Origin of the sequence: Dietzia sp. Alg238-R159, assembly GCF_900537145.1 — a bacterium.
GTDB classification, from domain to species: domain Bacteria; phylum Actinomycetota; class Actinomycetes; order Mycobacteriales; family Mycobacteriaceae; genus Dietzia; species Dietzia kunjamensis.
Map to the genome: position 1 here is coordinate 48,785 of NZ_UNRI01000002.1, position 17,731 is coordinate 66,515.

A 17,731-nucleotide genomic window follows, 5' to 3' on the forward strand; every position below is an offset into this window, starting at 1 on the left:
ACCCCCCAGTCCCTGGAGGACCCCATGGCGCACCCCGGCGACCGCGAGACCGTTGACACGGTGACCGAGAACCCGACCGACGCCACCCCGGCGGTGGACCCACCCGAGCACGCGTCGACCGACACCTCCGTCGACGAGTACCCGGAGGGCTATCCCCACGAGTGGGCTGCGGACGTACTCGGATCCGACGGGCGGGCCGTGCGCGTGCGGCCGATCCTGCCCAACGACGCCGAGAAGATCTCCCGGTTCCACACCAGCCTGTCCGAGCGCACCCGCTACCTGCGTTACTTCGGATCGCACGATGTGCTGTCCGACCGTGAACTCGCCCGGATGACCAACGTCGACTACCGCGACCGGATGGCGTTCGTCGCCGAGTTGGGCGCGGAGGTCATCGGCATGGCGATCTACGAGCGACTGCCGAACTCGACCTTCGCCGAGGTCGCGTTCACCATCTCCGACCAGCATCAGGGGCGTGGGCTGGGGTCGATCTTCCTCGAGCACCTGGCCGGCGCCGCGGCCGAATGCGGGATCGACCACTTCGAGGCCGAGGTGCTCTCCGAGAACCGGTCGATGATCCAGGTGTTCCGGCGGGCCGGGTACGAGATCTCCCGTTCGTTCGATGGGTCCACTCTCCACCTGGAGTTCGCGATCGACCCATCCGAGGCCCTGACCAATGTCCGGAACTCGCGGGAGGCGGCGGCGGAGGCACGGAGTCTGGCGCGTGTGCTCAACCCCAGTTCCGTCGCCGTGATCGGCGCCTCGGACCAGGTGGGCAAGATCGGGCACACGGTACTGCGCAACCTCATCGGCAACGGGTTCTCCGGTCCCGTGTACCCCGTCAATTCCGATGCCACGTCGGTGCAGTCCGTGCGCGCCTATCCGAGCGTCAGGGACATCCCGGATCCCGTGGACCTCGCGGTAGTGGCAGTACCGGCGGCGTCCATGTCGGAAGTCCTCGACGACTGCCTGTCGAAGGGCGTGTCGACCCTCGTCGTCATCTCCGCCGGGTTCTCGGACGTCGGCAGCGCCGGCGTCGTCTCCGAACGGCGTCTGGTCAGCGAGGCCCGCGCCCACGGGATGCGCGTGGTCGGCCCCAACGCGCTCGGGGTGATCAACACCTCACCCGACGTGCAGCTCAACGCGACCCTCGCAGAAGTCGTTCCGGGACCCGGCCGCACGGGGTTCTTCTGCCAGTCGGGTGCGCTCGGGATCGCCATCCTCGCCGCCGCGGCCCGACGTAGGCTCGGGCTGTCCACGTTCGTCTCCGCCGGTAACCGCGCCGACGTCTCCGGCAACGACCTGCTGCAGTACTGGGACACCGACACCGCCACCGAGGTGGTGCTGCTCTACCTGGAGAGCTTCGGTAACGCCCGCAAGTTCTCCCGGATCGCCCGGCGCGTGGCGCGCAACAAGCCGGTGGTGGTGGTCCGCCGAGCGGCCGACGATCTGGAGTCGGGCGTCGAGGGGCTGACGGCGAACGCCATCGGTGGACTGTTCCGCGACTCCGGCCTCATCCAGGTGGATTCCATCACGGACATGTTCGACACCGCCACGCTCCTGGCCTACCAACCGCTGCCCACGGGAGGTCGCCTCGGCATCGTCGGCAACTCCTCCGCGGTCGGACGCCTCGGCGGGGACTCCGCGCGTCAACAGGGCTTCACCGTGGCGCATTCGGTCGATCTGGGTGCCGGCGCGTCCCCGGAGGAGTTCCGCGAGGCGATCGCGGACGTCCTCGCACGTGACGAGGTCGACTCGGTCCTGACGGTGTTCGTCCCTCCGGTCGCGACGGAACCCGACGCCTATGCCGAGGCGATCCGTACCGCCGCGGGCGAGAGCAGCAAGCCCGTGGTGAGTACCTTCCTCGCGGGGGAAGGGCTGCCGGAGGGACTGACGGTGACCGACGAGTCCGGGGTGGCGGCGCGGGGCTCGATACCCTCCTACCCGTATCCCGAACGAGCGGTGTCCGCACTGGTGCGCGCCCGCCGGTACGCCGAGTGGCTCGACAAGCCGGCCGAGGAGCCCGCCGAGTACGAGGACATCGACCGCGCACGCGCGCGGGAGCTCGTGGACTCGCTCTGCCAGCTCCACGCCGGAACCGAGTCGTTCGAGCTCACGCAGGGCCAGGTCCGGGCCCTGTTGGAGTGCTACGGGATCGACATCGTCGACTACCGCGTCGTGACGGATGTCGACCAGGCCGTGATGGCCGCCGACGAGTTGGGCTACCCGGTGGCGGTCAAGGCGATGAGTGACCGGTGGCGGACCCGCAGCGATCAGTCCGGGGTGCGACTCGACCTCGTCGACTCTGCCGCGGTGCGGCATGCCTTCGCGTTCCTCCAGTCCACGACGGGCTCACGTTCCCTGCACGTGCAGAAGATGGCGACCAAGGGGGTCGCCGTGACCATCCGGGTCGCCGATCACCCGATCTTCGGCACCCTCATCTCGTTCGGACTGTCCGGGATGTTGTCGGATCTGCTGGCCGACCGCGCGTTCAGCACGCTGCCGATCTCACCCCGCGAGGCGGCCGCCCTGCTCGACCGGCCCCGGGCCGCAGCGCTCCTCGACGGGTATGCCGGGGACGCGCCTGTGGACCGTGACGCGTTGGTGGAGCTCATGGGGCGGGTTTCATGCCTGGTAGAGGACGTGCCGGAGATGCGGCGCCTGTCGGTGGACCCGGCGCTCGCCGGACCCGACGGTCTCGCGGTGCTCTACGCAACGGTCCGGCTGGGGCCGCCCCCCAGGTTCAGCGCCGACGAGGGGCCCCGCCGGCTGCGCTAGGCGCTGTGGTCGGCCCTGGACGGCACCGCGAAGGCCCCGCCCCTCCCGATCGGGGGAGGCGGGGCCCTGGGATTGCGACCTCACGGTGTGAAGGGCTCCGGGGAACCCGGCTCGCGTCTGATCGGGCGGCGTCCGATCGGGCAGCGTCTGATCGTGCGGCGTGCGATCCGGCGTCCGGTCAGACGGCGTAGGAGCGGAGCTTGTCCGCGCGACGACCCTCGCGGAGCTTGGCCATGACCTCGCGCTCGATCTGGCGGACCCGCTCGCGCGACAGTCCGAAACGCTTGCCGATCTGGTCGAGGGTGCGAGGCTGGCCGTCGTCGAGACCGAAACGCAGCGTGATGACCTGCTGCTCGCGCTCCTCGAGGGTGGCCAGGACCGCGCGCACGTCGGAGTGCATCACATTGGTCACCACGGTGTTCTCGGCACTGGTGGCCTCGGCGTCCTCGATGAAGTCACCGAGCGGTGCCTCCTCGTCCGCGCCGACCGGCATGTCGAGGCTCACCGGGTCACGCGAATGGTCCAGCAGCTCCTCGATCTTGTGCGCGGGGATGCCCGACTCCTCGGCGAGTTCCTCGAGGGAGGCCTCACGGCCGAGCTGCTGGTGGAGTTCACGCTTGATCCGGGCGAGCTTGTTGACCTGCTCGACCAGGTGGACCGGCAGACGGATGGTGCGGGATTGATCGGCCATTCCGCGGGTGATCGCCTGACGGATCCACCAGGTGGCATAGGTGGAGAACTTGAAGCCCTTCGCGTAGTCGAACTTCTCCATCGCACGGATCAGGCCCAGGTTGCCCTCCTGGATGAGGTCCAGCAACGGCATGCCGCGGCCCGTGTAGCGCTTGGCCAGCGACACCACCAGGCGCAGGTTGGCCTCCAGCAGATGGGCGCGGGCGGCCTCACCTTCCGCGACGATCGCCTTGAGGTCGGCCTTGCGGACCGGACCCAGACGCTTCCTGGTCTCCAGCACGTGCTTGGCGTAGAGACCGGCCTCGATCCGCTTGGAGAGCTCGACCTCGTCCTCAGCGTTGAGCAGTGCCGTCTTGCCGATCCCGTTGAGGTAGACACGGACGAGGTCAGCGCTCGGGCTCTGGCCGTCCGGCCCCGCCTCCGTCCGACGGTCCGATCGGGTGGTGGCTGACGTCATGTCTCCTCCTCCTGCCTGGCCATGTGACGAGGCCGGCGTTCGGTTGCTGGTGGACGGATCAGGCGCGTGGCCGGGTCACGGTCACGTACCTCTACAACGACGGGGGTACCGGGAATGTTCCCGCGCCGATGATGTCGGTCACGATCCGTCGAGGAAACCCGCTCAGCCCGAGCCGGGGGTCTCCACCAGCAGCGTGAACGGGCCGTCGTTGACCGAATGGACCTGCATCATCGCGCCGAAGACTCCCGTGGCCACCTCGAGGCCGCGTTCGCGCAGACCGTGGACCACGGCGTCCACCACGGGTTCGGCCACCTCGCCCCGAGCCGCTCTCGACCACGACGGCCGCCTGCCCTTCGCGGTCGACCCCATGAGCGTGAACTGGCTGACGACCAGGACGGGGGCGCCCACCTCCGCGGCGCTGCGTTCCTCCCGCAGGATCCGCAGGTCCGAGATCTTGCGGACCATCGTGGCGACGTCGGTCTCGTCGTCGTCGTCCGACACCCCCAACAGGACCAGCAGCCCGGGGCGTGACAGGGCCCCGACGACCTCACCGTCCACCGTCACCGACGCCTCGGTGACCCGGGAGACGACGGCCCTCATCCCGCCGCCCCTGCGGCCACGGCCGCGGCGACCCCCGGGGGCAGGAGGCCTGGCATCCCCGCCGGGACGACGAACCCGTGGAGGAACAGGTCGGCGACCACCCGGCGGACGGGGCCGGCGAGGGCGTCGGGATCCTCCCCGGCACCGACCGCGGCGAGCACCACCAGGTCCTCCAACTGCAGCGCGCCCGTCCGCGCCCCACGCAGGACGCTCGCGGTGAGCGGATCGATCTCGTGGCGCCACCGGGCGCCGGTGACCCGCTCCACCACGACGGTGGACGGACCGGGGGAGCCGACCTCGTCCGGCCCGGCGGGGGCGAGGGATTCGGAGAGGTGGAGGTGGACGTCCGGCGACACTGTGAAGACCGTGGCATCGAGGGCGCGCTCCTGTCCGCCGTGTTGCTCCGCGGCCTCCCGCAGCCACGCCGTGCGCGCGAAGTAGGCCTCCGCCTCGTCACCGAGGCCGTCGCCGAGCGGGTGCGTGAGGTCCTCGCACAGGACGGACGACGGCCCGTCGATCCGCCGGAGGTAGACGTAGCCGAACCCGATCCCGGCCACACCCTCCTCGGCGAAGTGGTCCAACCAGGCGTCCGCGGCCCTCGTGGTGGCCTCGTCGCGTGGGTCCATGCCCTCGTCGGTGAGCCAGGTCCACACGTAGAGGCCGGGGTCGGAGACGTCCCGCCGCACGATCCATGCGTCGACGCCCTCGGCCGGCACCCACGACGACACGTGGGCCCGCCAGTCCGAGTCCTCCCGCTCCACCCAGGACGCCAGCAAAACCGCGGTGCCACCGTCGGCCAGATGCTGCGGCGCGCCCGACACGACCGTCCGACTGGCACCGTCGAGCTTCAGGCCGGACTCGCGGTAGGAGTGCCCGGTCTCGGGCGGGCCCACCACGAACGGGGGATTGGCGACGATACGGTCGAACCGGCGCCCCGCCACGGGCTCGAACCACGGACCGTGCAGGAGCTCCGCACGCTGGCCGTTGATCGCCAGGGTGGCGGCCGCCAACTCGAGGCACCGAGGGGTGATATCGGTCCCGGTGACGGTTCGGGCGGACCCCGACGCGTGGACCATCTGGATCCCACACCCGGTGCCGAGATCCAGGACCGACCCGGTGGTGGACGAGGGCGTGACACGCAGCAGCGAGAGCGTCGCCTGCCCGACCCCCAGGACGTGGTCCGGCCGGGTCGTGGTGTGGACCATCGACCCGTCGACGTCCGCGAACACCCAGCGGGTCCCGTGCCCGGTGTCGACCGGACGCAGGTCGATCTCCGCACGCAGGGAGGCACCGTCGTCGATCGCGGTCCACAATCCGGCAGCGACGCCGTCCCGCACGTCGACCCCGGGCAGGGTCGCGGCGACCTCGGAGCGGGGGAGCGGATCGCCCAGGACGAACAGCCGCACCAGGGTCCCGACCCCCCTCGCGTCACGCGCGTGACGGCGGACCGTCGCGGCATCCGATCTGTCCAGGGCCGAGACCGCCTCGGGCCCCAGCGCGCGCTCCAGTCCCTCCACCGTGTAGTCGTGCCGCCGGAACGCCTCGGCCAGCGCGGGCGCGAGTTCGGCGAGGGTCGGGTTCGGGCTGCTCACGTGTCGAGGTCGCTCTCGTCGGCGGACGGGGTGGGATCGGGTGCGGCGTCGGGGGCACTCGTGCCCCGGGGCGGTGAGTCGGTCCCGGTGAGCCCGGGTGGCAACGCGTACGGGATGTTCGACGAGAGCCGCCCCGCGGTGTAGGTGCGGGCCTGTCCCTTGGGCAGGGGAGGCCGGTCATTGGCCCCGATGACGGCGATCCACGGGATCGGGATGGACCCCGCCACGATCGCCAGGGCGATCCACGGGTTGTTCCAGAGGGCCAGCGACCCCGCCGCCAGGAAGAGCGCGGGGATCCGGATACTCATCAGCAGGAAGTAGCGCTTCTTCCGGGCCGCCAGCTCGTCGTGGTACGACTCGCGCGCGCCCGTGATGAGAACGGGCCTCGAGGTGTCGTCCCGTTCCCCGGATCGCTGACGGCGGAAGTCGGGTGCCATGGGGCCCAAGGTACTCCGGCGTTGGCGCCGCGACGCCCGGGTGCGGCATCATGAGGGGGTGAGTACCACCCGGACGAAGACACTCGAGCGTCCCGAGGTCACGACGACCGAGGAGACGCAGGACGACGCACCCAAGTTCTTCCACTATGTGGACAAGAGCAAGATCGCCGAGAGCGCGGTCATGGGTTCCTACGTGATCGCCCTGTGCGGTGAGGTCTTCCCGGTCACCCGATCCGCGAAGCCCGGATCGCCGGTGTGCCCGGAGTGCAAGCGCGTCTACGAGACCCTGAAGCCTGGTGAGTGATCCCGGCGCGGTCCCGGGCCCAGACGAACAGACCGCAGAACACTCCACCCCGCCGGCCGGGGGTGCGTCGCTGCGCGCCTGGCAGCGCACCGCGCTGCGCAAGTACCTCATGGCGCGGCCGAAGGACTTCCTCGCCGTGGCGACCCCGGGCGCCGGCAAGACGACGTTCGGCCTGAGAGTCGCCTCCGAACTGCTCGCCGACCGCACGGTCGACGCGATCACCGTGGTGGCCCCCACCGAACACCTCAAGTACCAGTGGGCCGCCTCGGCCGCGCGCGCCGGCATCGCTCTCGACCCCGAGTACTCCAACACCTCGGGCGCGCTCGCCCCGGAATACCACGGCGTGGTGGTGACATACGCCCAGGTGGCCGCGCACCCGTTCAAGCATCGGGAACGCACCGCGTCCCGGCGCACCCTGGTGATCCTCGACGAGATCCACCACGGTGGTGACACCAAGAGCTGGGGCGACGCGATCCGCGAGGCGTTCGAGGACGCGGAGCGCCGCTTGTCGTTGACCGGCACCCCGTTCCGGTCCGACGACAGTCCCATCCCGTTCGTCACCTACGAGCCCGACGGGCAGGGACACCAGCGCTCCAAGGCCGACCATTCCTACGGCTACGCCGATGCTCTGGCCGACGGCGTCGTCCGCCCCGTGGTGTTCCTCGCCTACTCGGGCGAGGCCCGGTGGCGCAGCAACGCCGGCGAGGAGTTCTCGGCCCGCCTCGGCGAGCCGCTGAGTGCCGACCAGACGTCCCGTGCCTGGCGCGTCGCCCTTGACCCCCACGGTGACTGGATGCCCGCCGTGCTCCAGGCGGCGCACACCCGGCTCCGGCAGATCCGCGCCGGCGGAGTGCCCGACGCCGGCGGTCTGGTGATCGCCACCGACCAGGAGCGCGCCCGCGAGTACGCGGCGCTCCTGACGGAGATCACCGGTACCCCGCCGACCGTCGTCCTCTCCGACGACCCGACCGCATCGAGTCGGATCGGTACCTTCTCCGACTCCACCGACGAGTGGATGGTCGCGGTCCGGATGGTCTCCGAGGGCGTCGACGTGCCACGACTGAGCGTCGGCGTGTACGCCACCAGTGCCTCGACACCCCTGTACTTCGCGCAGGCGATCGGGCGGTTCGTCCGGTCCCGTCGGCCCGGGGAGACCGCGTCGGTGTTCCTCCCGTCCGTACCCGTGCTGCTGCAACTGGCTTCGCAGATGGAGGCGCAGCGCGACCACGTCCTGGGCAAGCCCCACCGGGAGGAGGGGCTGGAGGACCAGTTTCTCGCCCAGGCGAACCAGCAGCAGGACGAGAACACCGAGGACGACGAGGACCGCGGTTACATCTCCCTCGGCGCCGACGCCGAGCTCGACCAGATCGTGTACGAGGGGTCGTCCTACGGCACGGCCACATTCGCCGGCAGCGAGGAGGAGGCCGACTACATCGGGCTACCCGGACTGTTGGGTGCCGACGACGTCAAAGCCCTGCTGCGGCAGCGCGAGAAGGAGCAGATCAAGCGCACGTCCGCCCAGTCCGCCTCCGGGGCGGGGTCGGTCGCGGTCGTGGGTGCCGACCCGGCGGTGTCCGGGGCGACCATCCCCGGCAACGCCGCCGGACCCGGCGCGCATGCCGGCGCGGCTGCCGAGCGGGTCGCCTCCGCCGCCGAGCTCAAGGACCTGCGGCGTCAGCTCAACACCCTCGTGTCGGTGTACTCGGGTCGCCTGGGCAAGTCGCACGGGGCGATCCACACGCAGCTCCGCAATGCGTGCGGCGGCCCGCCCGTGCCGATGGCCTCCGCCGAGCAGATCCGCGAGAGGATCACCCTCCTGCGGAGCTGGTGACGTCCGGACCCCGGCTGACAGACGACAGCGGGCCCCCGCCGAGATCTCGGCGGGGGCCCGCTGTTCGCGGTCGACTCAGTCCAGGTAGTCGCGCAGCACCTGGGACCGCGACGGGTGGCGCAGCTTCGACATCGTCTTGGACTCGATCTGCCGGATCCGCTCGCGTGTGACCCCGTAGACCTGCCCGATCTCGTCGAGGGTGCGCGGCAGCCCGTCGGTGAGGCCGAAGCGCAGCCGCACCACGCCCGCCTCACGCTCGGACAGCGTGTCGAGGACGGAACGGAGCTGGTCCTGCAGGAGTGTGAAGCTCACGGCGTCCACGGCCACCACGGCCTCGGAGTCCTCGATGAAGTCACCGAGCTGCGAGTCGCCCTCGTCGCCGATGGTCTGGTCGAGCGAGATCGGCTCCCGGGCGTACTGCTGGATCTCCAGCACCTTCTCCGGCGTGATGTCCATCTCCTTGGCGAGCTCCTCGGGGGTGGGCTCGCGGCCCAGGTCCTGGAGCAGCTCACGCTGGATACGCCCGAGCTTGTTGATGACCTCGACCATGTGCACCGGGATACGGATGGTGCGGGCCTGGTCGGCCATCGCGCGGGTGATGGCCTGCCGGATCCACCAGGTGGCGTAGGTCGAGAACTTGTAGCCCTTGGTGTAGTCGAACTTCTCGACCGCGCGGATCAGACCGAGGTTGCCCTCCTGGATGAGGTCCAGGAACGCCATGCCGCGGCCGGTGTAGCGCTTGGCCAGCGAGACGACGAGTCGCAGGTTGGCCTCAAGCAGGTGGTTCTTGGCGCGGACGCCGTCGCGCTCGATCCATCGGTAATCACGCTTCTGCGCGGTGGTGAGCTTCTCCCCGCGCTCGGCGACCTGCGCCTGGAACCAGGTGGCGTACAGGCCGGCCTCGATGCGCTTGGCCAGCTCGACCTCCTCCTCGGCGTTGAGGAGGGCGACCTTGCCGATCTGCTTGAGGTACGCGCGTACGGAGTCGGCGGAGGCGGTCAGCTCGGCGTCCTTGCGCGCCTGGCGCAGGGCCTCCGACTCGTCCTCGTCCCAGACGAAATCGCCCGACGCCTTGTCCTTGGCGGTGGGCTCTTCCTTGGTCTCCTCGTCCGCTTCGACGTCCTCGACGTCGACCTCGACGTCCTCCAGCTCGGAGGTGTCCGGCTCGGCCTCGGGAGCATCGGTCGGCTCTTCGTCGACCTGGTCGCCGTCGACGCCCTCGGGCTTCGTCGGGGCGGCGGTATTCTTGGCCGCCGTCTTCTTGGCCGCGGTCTTCTTGGCGGCCGCCTTCTTCGCCGGGGCCTTCTTGGCGGCGGTCTTCTTGGCCGCCGTCTTCTTCGCGGGCGCCTTGCGCGCGGCGGTCTTCTTGGCGGGGGCCTCGCCAGCGACCTCGCTGTCCAACGGATCGCCGCTCGCCGCGGAATCCGAACTGGTGGTCTTCGTGGCTGCCACAAACGCCCCTTCACAACCGGTTACTTGATGGGAATCGGGGATCGATGCCGCCTTCTGCAGACACTCGAGCCGTCCGCCTTGCGGTACCGGGCCCGTCCCCGGCCGGTACGTGTTCCCGGCGTGGGCCATTGTAACGAGATTCTGGTCGGGGGGTCGCATCCGGCGGGGTTGGTCCGCGTCAGTCCTCGTCGTCTGGTAGTGCCCCGCCGAGGTCGAGAACGCCCGAATGGCCGGCCGCGTACAGCGCTGCGCCGATGATCCCGGCGTCGCCGCGCCGGACCGCGGCCCGCACCGGGGTCCGGTTCTCGAGGAGAGGGAACCACTCGTCGGCGACCTCGCTGACCCCGCCGCCCAGGACGAAGGCGCGGGGCCACAGGAGGTCCTCGATCGAGCGCAGCACGTTGGACACGTGGGGGGCCCATTCGGCGAAGCTCAGGCCGTCGCGGGACCGGACCGCGGCGGAGGCCAGGTGCTCGGCCTCGTCGAATCCGCGTCCGGCGATGTCCTCGACGATCACGTGACCGAACTCGGAGTTCGGCAGCAGTCTCCCGTCGAGCAGGAGGGCGGAGCCGATGCCCGTACCGAAGGTCAGGAGGATCACCAGCCCGTCGATTCCCTCGCCGGCGCCGTAGTGCACCTCGGTGAGACCGGCGGCGTCGGCATCGTTGAGCATGAGCACGGTGCGGCCGGGGAGATGCCGGTCGAACAGCTCCGCCACGTCGCACCCGATCCACGATTTGTCGATGTTGTGGGCGATCCGCGCCACCCCCTCGTGGATGACGCTGGGCAGGGCGACCCCGACCGGGCCCGTCCAATCGAACTCCTCGGTCATCTCGCGGATGCTCTGCGCGATCGCGTCGGGCGTGGCGGGCTGGGGGGTGCCCCGCACGACTCTGTCCCCGATGAGTTCGCCGCGTGCGAGGTCGACGAGCCCCACTTTGATCCCGGTGCCGCCCACATCGACGCCGAGGCCTGTGGGAGTGCCCGGGGTGCCCGGTGGGAGGTCGGTCGCTGCGGGGGTGGGGACGGACATGTCGGGCTCCTGGGTGGCGGGACGTACACGGGCGCGGCGTGGGTCGTCGGGCGCCCGCGTCGTCGGGGCACGATGGGCGTGGGGCGCCCGCCAGGGTATCCGTCGGTCGCGCCGCCGGGCGGGATCATCGCCGGAGGGGCACCGGGTGACGACAGTGGGTGAGGACGATGTGGGATACGAACATGTGGGATACGACCATGTGGGATACGACGACGAGGAGACGCACATGACGGGGCGGGGGACAAACGCGGCGGTCGGCCGACCGGGCCCGGAGTTCATCGACGACTTGCTGGCCCTCGCGCTGCGGTTCGCCTCTTCCGGCGGTGACGTGGCGCGGCGAATGCTGGCCGAGTTCGACACGTCTGGTCTGGACTCGCGCTCCAAGACCTCGGCCACGGATCCGGTGACCGTCATCGACACCTCGGTGGAGCAGCATCTGCGCGGGGAGATCGAGTCCAGCCGTCCGGGTGACCGGGTGCTGGGCGAGGAGGGCGGCGAGGAGTCCGGTTCGGCCGACGCCCCGGGTGGCCGGGGAGGCGTGCGCTGGATCGTCGACCCGGTCGACGGGACCGTCAACCTGCTCTATTGCATCCCGTTCACGGCGGTCTCGGTGGCCGCGGAGGTGGACGGCGTCGTGGTGGCGGGGGCGGTGCACAACATCGTCACCCGTGAGACGTGGTCGGCAGGCCTCGGCCGCGGGGCGACCCTGCGGGAGGCCGACGGCACGTCGAGGGCGCTGCGGACCTCGGCGTGCGTGGACCTGTCCCTGTCACTGGTCGGTACCGGCTTCTCCTACGACGCCGGGATCCGGGCCGAGCAGGGTCGGGTGGTCGCGGGCCTGCTGCCGCGCGTACGGGACATCCGGAGGTGTGGGTCGGCGGCACTGGATCTGTGCATGGTCGCCGGTGGCCGGCTGGATGCCTACTACGAGCGCGGGTTGAAGCCGTGGGACTACGCTGCCGGGGCCCTCGTCGCGGGCGAAGCCGGTGCGATGGTAACCGTGTCGGACGACCCCGCGGTGCCGACGACCGCTGCATCGCCCGGCGTGGCGGAGGACTTCCTCGGTGCGCTCGACCACCTGTCGGCCGGGGTCAACAGCTGACCATGCGGGCCGCGTCGAGTTCGGCGGAGATGGGCTGACGCCCGACCTCGAGTTCGTCGAGTGCCCCCACCGCCTCCGTCGAGTCGGACAACCGCGAGAAGATCGTGCCCAGTGCGAGGTCGACCGTGTCGTCCTCACGGCCGTCCCTCACCAGTTGCATGCACGGCGCCGCGAGCGAGAGTGACCGCGCGGCCGCCTGCCCCGCGTCGCCGTAGCGGATCTGTCCGTGGCACTCGAGGGCCTGCCCGTAGATCGGGTCGTTGCCGATGGCGTTCGAGCCGGCGGGCTGGAATCCGCGTTCGGCGAGTTGAGCGGCCACGGCTCCGGCCTGGCCGCTCTGCCCGTTCGCGTTCAGCACGCGGACGCGGGTCTCGTCCAGTAGTGCCGGCTCGACCCCGTCGAGGGCGTCCGCGGGCTGGTCACGGAGGCCCGCGTCCTCGGCCGCGGGGGGTACCGGACACGCCGCGGCCTGTGTGGCGGCGTCATTTCCCCGCAGTGCGGTGGCCCAGACGAGTGCTCCCAGCACCAGCGCCACCACTACGAACAGGACGTAGGCGGAACGCAGACGGTGTATCCCCCGGGTGGGGGTCGGACTCGGTGTCGCCTGGGTGCTGAGGTGGACGACCATGAGGTCCTTTCCTGCAGGTGGACGGAGTGAGAGCCCCTCCGGGCCCTGACCCATCACTGTAAACGCCCGGCGTCTGTCGGCCCGGTCGCCGCACTGGCGGATGCCGCGGATGAAAATGCCGATTAATTCCGTTACTATGCGTGCGCTGGTCGCGACACGACCGGTCCGCGCGCCCCCCACACAGACCCGCAGAAATGAGACTCATGGCAACCGACTACGACGCCCCCCGCCGCACCGAGGCCGACGAGCTCACCGGCGATTCGCTGGAGGAGCTGAAGGCCCGGCGCGCAGAGGGAGCGACCGGCGAGGTCGACGTCGACGAGACGGACACCGCCGAGTCCTACGAACTGCCGGGCGCCGACCTGTCCGGCGAGGAGCTCACGGTGCGTGTCGTGCCGGAGCAGGACAACGAGTTCACCTGTGGTGAGTGCTTCCTGGTGCATCACCGCAGCCGTTTCGCCGAGGAGCGGGACGGGATGCCGATCTGCGTGGACTGCGCCGGCTGATCGACCGCCGGCTACTCCGCCGCGGCTCGGCCGGTCAGCTGTAGTGGTTGTCCGGAAGCGCCGCTGCGAGGCCTTCGGGGTCCCGCGTGCTGATGAGCCAGTACGGGGTGGGATCCATCGGGTCGTCGAGGACGATGATCACCATCGTGGGGATGTATCCCCTGTGGACCACGAAGGCCTCGGGGTCGAGCTGCCGCCCCATCGCGGCCTGCTTGGCGGTGGCGGGCACGACGGCGCTGCGGGCGATGGCGTCGAAGGGCAGGCGGGCGTTGCCCGCATAGAGGGTCCCCCCTCCCTGGCCGTCGGACTCGACCTCGATCTTCACCCGGCCGACGGAGATGAACAGCCAGGCGAGCAGGACGGGGACCACGACGGCCAGCAGCCACAGCCACCACCGCGCTCCGATAACGAGCGCCTGGGCGACCACCACGACGGTGATCACGGCGAGGACGACCCACCACCATGCCGGGACCCGGAGGGTTTCCGAGTGAACCGGGCGCGGAGCGCGATCGGGCGGCGGGCGGAGATCTTCGTCGGTCACGACGTCAAGACTATCGAGCAACCGGGCCAGGCCCGGCAGGAGGGCGAGAGGCCATGAGCAATCCGGACGACGAGAACGGCACCGGCGGGGTGCTACGGGTACGCCGTCTGGACCGTGGGCTTCCCCTTCCGGTCCGGGCACACGCCACGGATGCGGGGATCGATCTGCACGCCGCGCACGACTGTGAGCTGGCGCCGGGGCACCGGGCCCTGGTGGGCACGGGGGTGGCGGTGGCGGTCCCCGCGGGCTACGTGGGCCTGGTCCATCCGCGGTCCGGCCTCGCGGCACGGGCGGGTCTGTCGATCGTCAACGCCCCGGGGACGGTCGACGCCGGCTACCGGGGGGAGATCAAGGTCAACCTCGTCAACCTGGACCCCACGGAGCCGGTCCGTATCGGACGAGGTGACCGCATCGCCCAGCTCCTGGTCCAGCGCGTCGAACTGTGGGATGTGGTGGAGGTCGACGAGCTCGGCGAGACCGACCGGGGTGAGGGCGGCCACGGGTCGACGGGCGGGCACCACCGCCTGACCTGACCGGCGTCCACCTCGTTGGGTAGCGTCGACCCGAGACGGTCCCGTTCGGGGCCGGGTCGCACGGGGAGAGGATTTCCACCATGTTCGGACGAAAGAAGCCGGTGACCGGGGCCCGCGACGCCACCACGGCCACCGAGCAGGAGTCGCAGCCCCCTTCCACGACGGGGCCTCATGACCGCTCGTCCGTCGGTGACGTGCCCGGGTACTACACCTCGCTCGGCTACGGCCACATCGATCTCGGTTCGCTGGTCATCGGAGTTCCCAAGGGACGTGACCTGAACGTCGCACTGGACCCCAACGGTCAGCCCGAGTTCCATGTGGTCACCCAGGTCTCGAGGGTCATCCCACGCGCGTTCGCCGCGCCCAAGTCCGCGGGTCAGTGGCGGACGATGGTGACGGGAATGCGCGAGCAGCTCGAGCAACAGGGCGCGGACGTCTCCGTCGAGGACGGGCCGTGGGGGCGTGAACTGGTGGCGGTGATGCCGGGAGCCGTTTTCCGCGCGATCGGGGTTGACGGCCACCGTTGGACCGCCGAGGTGCGGATCATGGCCACCCCCGAGCTGGCGGACCAGGCTGCGGAGGAGGGCCGCGAGGTCTTCCAGCACCTGCTCATCCATCGCGGGGACGGCCCCATGCCGGTTCGTGAGCAGCTACCGCTCACCATTCCGGACGAGATCCAACAAGCACTGACGCAGGCGCAGTCCCAGCTGGCCGCACAGCAGCAGGCCCAGGCGTACCAGCAGCAGATGGCGGCAGGCCGGACCGGCCAGCCCGGCAATGCCGGCCAGACGCGCCAGCCAGGCCCTGCCGGCCAGGCTCCGGCCCAGTCGCCGGCATCGCAGGAGGCTCGGGCATCCCGGAACCCCCAGGCGCAGCCTGCCGCTCCCGCGGCGTCGCCCGCGCCGGACAGTGCCCCCAGGGCGCCGCGGAGAGACGGTAGCGCGATGGACAGGCTCCGTGACGGAGACGACGACCTGTGAGGTTTCCCGACCAGCGAGCGGGGGGGTGACCGTGCCGTTCCCCCGAACGCTCCGGGCATTGACCGCCCGGCTCACCGATCCGGTGGAAATGCTCGACGCGGCTGACCTCGCCGGCCGGGTGCACCGTACCGGATGCTCGCATGTCGCGACTGTGTCGCGTGGGGATCACGTGACCCTGACGGGGCGTGTCCGCACCGTCCTGACATGTGGGGGAGAGGACTTCCTCGGTCTCACCGCCGAGGTCTTCGACGGTACGGGCGCGGTCGAGGTGTGTTGGCTCGGGCGACGCACCGTTCCGGGCATCGACACCGGCCGGTGCCTCCGTGTCACCGGACGGGTCGGCGTCCGGCACGGACACAAGATCATGTTCAACCCGCGATATGAGCTACTGGACGAGCAGCCCCGCACCGCCGTGGAGGAGTCGCGTGACCGAGTCTGAACGGGCGACCCCGCAGGCGACCGGTGCGACGCGCCGGAGATCGTCCTTCGGGGACCCCGACGCGTCCCTGATCGATCAGATGGGCGGGATCCGCGGGCTGGTGTACTCGTCGATCCCGATTCTCACGTTCGTCCCCCTCAACGGGATCTGGGGGCTGACCGTCGCGATCTGGGGTGCGCTGGGCGTCGCCGTGGCGATGCTGGCGTGGTCACTGGGGCGTCGAGAGAACCCGCAGCCCGCGATCTCGGGTTTCATCGGTGTCGCCATCTGCGTCTTCATCGCCTGGCGGACCGGGGACGCCAAGGGTTACTTCCTCTACGGGATCATCACCCAGGCCGTGTACGGCGCGGCGTTCGCGATCTCCGCGCTCGTCCGCTGGCCTCTGGTCGGAGTGATCTGGGGATTCCTCGACGGCAGGGGGATGGCCTGGCGCCGGATTCCGGCGGCCCGGCGGTGGTATACGGTCGCGACGTCGTTCTGGGCCGGACTGTTCGCCATCCGAGCCGTCCTGCAATACGCGCTGTACCTCAATGACGAGGTCACCTGGCTCGGTGCCGCGCGCATCGGCATGGGATGGCCGTTGGCACTCGTGGCCTTCCTGGGAACCGTCTGGGCGGTCCGACGGGCCTCGACGCACGAGAAGGAGATGCTGCACGAGGCTGACTCGGACACCGGGGCCCCGGCGTCACCCGAGGACGAGACCGGCGGCGCCTGACACTCCGCTCCGCGGGACGGGACAGCCCCGGCGACCGGATGGTCGCCGGGGCTGTCCCGTTGCTTCGCGAGCGATGGACGACGTCGACGGGAGGTCAGACCGCCGCGGTCGCCGCGCGGGAGAAGTCGCTCGGCCCGGTGATCGCCCGGTAGGCGTAGACCGAGGCGAGTGTGGTGACCGGAATCGCCACGAACAGGCCGACGAGCAGTGCCAGCGCGCCCACCACGAGGATGAGGACGTTGAGGAGGGCGAGTGCGAAGAGGTTGCCGGCGTCCGACTTGATCGCGTTGAAGCTCGAGACGATCGCGTCGGTGGCGGTCATGTTGCGGTCGACGACGAAGTACTGCGTCCAGTACAGGAAGAACGCCACGACGAACGCGCCGATGATGAAGCCGATGAGCCCGACGAACGTCGCGATCCCGACGAGGATCGCCGCGACGACGAACCAGCCGAAGTTGTGCAGTTTGAAGAAGTCGCCGATAGCGGGCCTGTGTCCGTCCACCTCGAGCAGGGCGCCGCGCAGGATGAACGCCTGGAACAGCAGTCCGACGACGAAGGAGATGATCTGGGCCAGGAACACCACCGCGAGAGACTCGGAGTTCGCGAGCTGCCCCGCGATACTGCCGACCACCACGCTCGCCAGGGTGATGAGAACCCAGGGCAGCGGGTTGTTCTTGAACAGCTGCCAGCCGGCACTGACCGCGTCGGTCGCGGACACCTTGCCCGTCATGACCGGGCCGCCGCCCGGACCGCTCTGCCCGTACGCACCGCCGTAGGCGGGATCGCCGAAGGACTGGTGGCCATAATTCTGCTGGCCGTAGCCCTGTTGCCCGTATGCCTGGCCGGGGTAGGGCTCGTGACCTTGACCCTGCCCCGGGTAGGGCTCCTGGCCGTAACCCTGCCCCGGGTAGGGCTCCTGACCCTGCGTCGGGCCGTAATTCTGGTTCCCGTGGCCCTGTTCCCCGTAACCCCGGCCCCAGTTCGGCTCGCCCGGGCCGGAGTTGGACGGATCGTTCGGAAAGCCGTCCCCTGACGGGGTACCTCCGGTAGTCATGACGTCTCCAGATCGCTAGGTGCGCCGCGAAGGATTTCCCCGGCTCTACATACGAACCTAGT

Annotated in this window: 18 protein-coding genes; 9 read left to right on the forward strand and 9 right to left on the reverse strand. The window is 70.2% G+C overall.

Translation table 11 applies throughout. The features are described from left to right. Positions 1-24: 24 nt before the first annotated feature. Positions 25-2,775 (forward strand): GNAT family N-acetyltransferase, encoded by a 2,751-nt coding sequence (locus G6R20_RS04975; RefSeq protein WP_082923878.1) that lies wholly within the window; start codon positions 25-27, stop codon positions 2,773-2,775. Between the two features lie 178 nt (positions 2,776-2,953). Here the strand turns inward: G6R20_RS04975 and G6R20_RS04980 are convergent, their stop codons facing one another. From G6R20_RS04980 to G6R20_RS04995, 4 genes are all read right to left on the reverse strand, one after another. Beyond that, positions 2,954-3,922: a sigma-70 family RNA polymerase sigma factor gene (locus G6R20_RS04980; protein WP_067715832.1), complete on the reverse strand. Its 969-nt coding sequence runs from the start codon at positions 3,920-3,922 to the stop codon at positions 2,954-2,956. 162 nt (positions 3,923-4,084) lie between these two features. Then, positions 4,085-4,522, reverse strand: coding sequence for a D-aminoacyl-tRNA deacylase (dtd, locus tag G6R20_RS04985; protein ID WP_067715834.1), 438 nt, complete (start codon positions 4,520-4,522; stop codon positions 4,085-4,087). Further along, positions 4,519-6,114, reverse strand: coding sequence for a class I SAM-dependent methyltransferase (locus tag G6R20_RS04990; RefSeq protein WP_163375747.1), 1,596 nt, complete (start codon positions 6,112-6,114; stop codon positions 4,519-4,521). The genes dtd and G6R20_RS04990 overlap by 4 nt, the downstream gene beginning before the upstream one ends. Then, complete coding sequence (locus G6R20_RS04995; RefSeq protein ID WP_163375748.1) at positions 6,111-6,551, reverse strand: DUF3099 domain-containing protein; 441 nt, start codon at positions 6,549-6,551, stop codon at positions 6,111-6,113. The genes G6R20_RS04990 and G6R20_RS04995 overlap by 4 nt, the downstream gene beginning before the upstream one ends. A gap of 58 nt (positions 6,552-6,609) precedes the next feature. Here G6R20_RS04995 and G6R20_RS05000 point away from each other — a divergent pair, with 58 nt between their 5' ends. Together G6R20_RS05000 and G6R20_RS05005 are read left to right on the forward strand one after the other, a co-directional pair. Beyond that, on the forward strand, positions 6,610-6,855 hold the full coding sequence (locus tag G6R20_RS05000; protein WP_017837712.1) for a DUF3039 domain-containing protein: 246 nt from the start codon (positions 6,610-6,612) through the stop codon (positions 6,853-6,855). 109 nt (positions 6,856-6,964) lie between these two features. Beyond that, entirely contained in the window at positions 6,965-8,686 is a 1,722-nt protein-coding gene (locus G6R20_RS05005; RefSeq protein WP_240341331.1) for a DEAD/DEAH box helicase, read from the forward strand. Positions 8,687-8,761: 75 nt separating this feature from the next. On the opposite strand, the gene G6R20_RS05010 is transcribed toward G6R20_RS05005, so the two are convergent. Next, entirely contained in the window at positions 8,762-10,138 is a 1,377-nt protein-coding gene (locus G6R20_RS05010) for an RNA polymerase sigma factor (RefSeq protein ID WP_067715843.1), read from the reverse strand. Between the two features lie 178 nt (positions 10,139-10,316). Beyond that, positions 10,317-11,171 carry a polyphosphate--glucose phosphotransferase gene (locus G6R20_RS05015; protein WP_120283139.1) on the reverse strand — a complete coding sequence of 285 codons (855 nt, stop codon included), beginning with the start codon at positions 11,169-11,171 and terminating at the stop codon, positions 10,317-10,319. A gap of 145 nt (positions 11,172-11,316) precedes the next feature. On the opposite strand from G6R20_RS05015, the gene G6R20_RS05020 reads away from it, so the two are divergent. Next, positions 11,317-12,273, forward strand: a complete 957-nt coding sequence (locus G6R20_RS05020; protein WP_240341281.1) for an inositol monophosphatase family protein — start codon at positions 11,317-11,319, stop codon at positions 12,271-12,273. Here the strand turns inward: G6R20_RS05020 and cei are convergent. Next, on the reverse strand, positions 12,263-12,901 hold the full coding sequence (cei, locus tag G6R20_RS05025; protein ID WP_067715848.1) for an envelope integrity protein Cei: 639 nt from the start codon (positions 12,899-12,901) through the stop codon (positions 12,263-12,265). The genes G6R20_RS05020 and cei overlap by 11 nt on opposite strands. A 203-nt stretch (positions 12,902-13,104) precedes the next feature. On the opposite strand from cei, the gene G6R20_RS05030 reads away from it, so the two are divergent. Continuing rightward, positions 13,105-13,407, forward strand: a complete 303-nt coding sequence (locus G6R20_RS05030) for a DUF4193 domain-containing protein (RefSeq protein WP_067715850.1) — start codon at positions 13,105-13,107, stop codon at positions 13,405-13,407. A gap of 34 nt (positions 13,408-13,441) precedes the next feature. Here G6R20_RS05030 and G6R20_RS05035 read toward each other — a convergent pair whose 3' ends face one another. Then, positions 13,442-13,948 carry a DUF3093 domain-containing protein gene (locus G6R20_RS05035; RefSeq protein WP_067715853.1) on the reverse strand — a complete coding sequence of 169 codons (507 nt, stop codon included), beginning with the start codon at positions 13,946-13,948 and terminating at the stop codon, positions 13,442-13,444. Between the two features lie 53 nt (positions 13,949-14,001). Here G6R20_RS05035 and dut point away from each other — a divergent pair, with 53 nt between their 5' ends. The 4 genes from dut (at position 14,002) to G6R20_RS05055 (ending at position 16,615) form a co-directional block, all read left to right on the forward strand. Then, positions 14,002-14,481 (forward strand): dUTP diphosphatase, encoded by a 480-nt coding sequence (gene dut / locus G6R20_RS05040; protein ID WP_067715856.1) that lies wholly within the window; start codon positions 14,002-14,004, stop codon positions 14,479-14,481. Between the two features lie 80 nt (positions 14,482-14,561). Continuing rightward, positions 14,562-15,461, forward strand: coding sequence for a DUF3710 domain-containing protein (locus tag G6R20_RS05045; RefSeq protein WP_067715859.1), 900 nt, complete (start codon positions 14,562-14,564; stop codon positions 15,459-15,461). A 169-nt stretch (positions 15,462-15,630) separates the two neighbouring features. Beyond that, entirely contained in the window at positions 15,631-15,900 is a 270-nt protein-coding gene (locus G6R20_RS05050) for a hypothetical protein (RefSeq protein ID WP_227022268.1), read from the forward strand. A 79-nt stretch (positions 15,901-15,979) separates the two neighbouring features. Beyond that, complete coding sequence (locus tag G6R20_RS05055; protein ID WP_240341332.1) at positions 15,980-16,615, forward strand: DUF3159 domain-containing protein; 636 nt, start codon at positions 15,980-15,982, stop codon at positions 16,613-16,615. 94 nt (positions 16,616-16,709) lie between these two features. On the opposite strand, the gene G6R20_RS05060 is transcribed toward G6R20_RS05055, so the two are convergent. Then, positions 16,710-17,669 carry a hypothetical protein gene (locus G6R20_RS05060; RefSeq protein WP_163375749.1) on the reverse strand — a complete coding sequence of 320 codons (960 nt, stop codon included), beginning with the start codon at positions 17,667-17,669 and terminating at the stop codon, positions 16,710-16,712. Between the last annotated feature and the right edge of the window lie 62 nt (positions 17,670-17,731).

Coding starts and splice junctions, on each gene's coding strand:
- cei (WP_067715848.1), bottom strand. CDS start 12,901: ATGGTCGTCCACCTCAGCACCCAGGCGACACCGAGTCCGACCCCCACC.
- G6R20_RS05055 (WP_240341332.1), top strand. CDS start 15,980: ATGGGCGGGATCCGCGGGCTGGTGTACTCGTCGATCCCGATTCTCACG.
- G6R20_RS05045 (WP_067715859.1), top strand. CDS start 14,562: ATGTTCGGACGAAAGAAGCCGGTGACCGGGGCCCGCGACGCCACCACG.
- G6R20_RS04980 (WP_067715832.1), bottom strand. CDS start 3,922: ATGACGTCAGCCACCACCCGATCGGACCGTCGGACGGAGGCGGGGCCG.
- dtd (WP_067715834.1), bottom strand. CDS start 4,522: ATGAGGGCCGTCGTCTCCCGGGTCACCGAGGCGTCGGTGACGGTGGAC.
- G6R20_RS05015 (WP_120283139.1), bottom strand. CDS start 11,171: ATGTCCGTCCCCACCCCCGCAGCGACCGACCTCCCACCGGGCACCCCG.
- G6R20_RS04995 (WP_163375748.1), bottom strand. CDS start 6,551: ATGGCACCCGACTTCCGCCGTCAGCGATCCGGGGAACGGGACGACACC.
- G6R20_RS04975 (WP_082923878.1), top strand. CDS start 25: ATGGCGCACCCCGGCGACCGCGAGACCGTTGACACGGTGACCGAGAAC.
- G6R20_RS05060 (WP_163375749.1), bottom strand. CDS start 17,669: ATGACTACCGGAGGTACCCCGTCAGGGGACGGCTTTCCGAACGATCCG.
- G6R20_RS05030 (WP_067715850.1), top strand. CDS start 13,105: ATGGCAACCGACTACGACGCCCCCCGCCGCACCGAGGCCGACGAGCTC.
- dut (WP_067715856.1), top strand. CDS start 14,002: ATGAGCAATCCGGACGACGAGAACGGCACCGGCGGGGTGCTACGGGTA.
- G6R20_RS05005 (WP_240341331.1), top strand. CDS start 6,965: ATGGCGCGGCCGAAGGACTTCCTCGCCGTGGCGACCCCGGGCGCCGGC.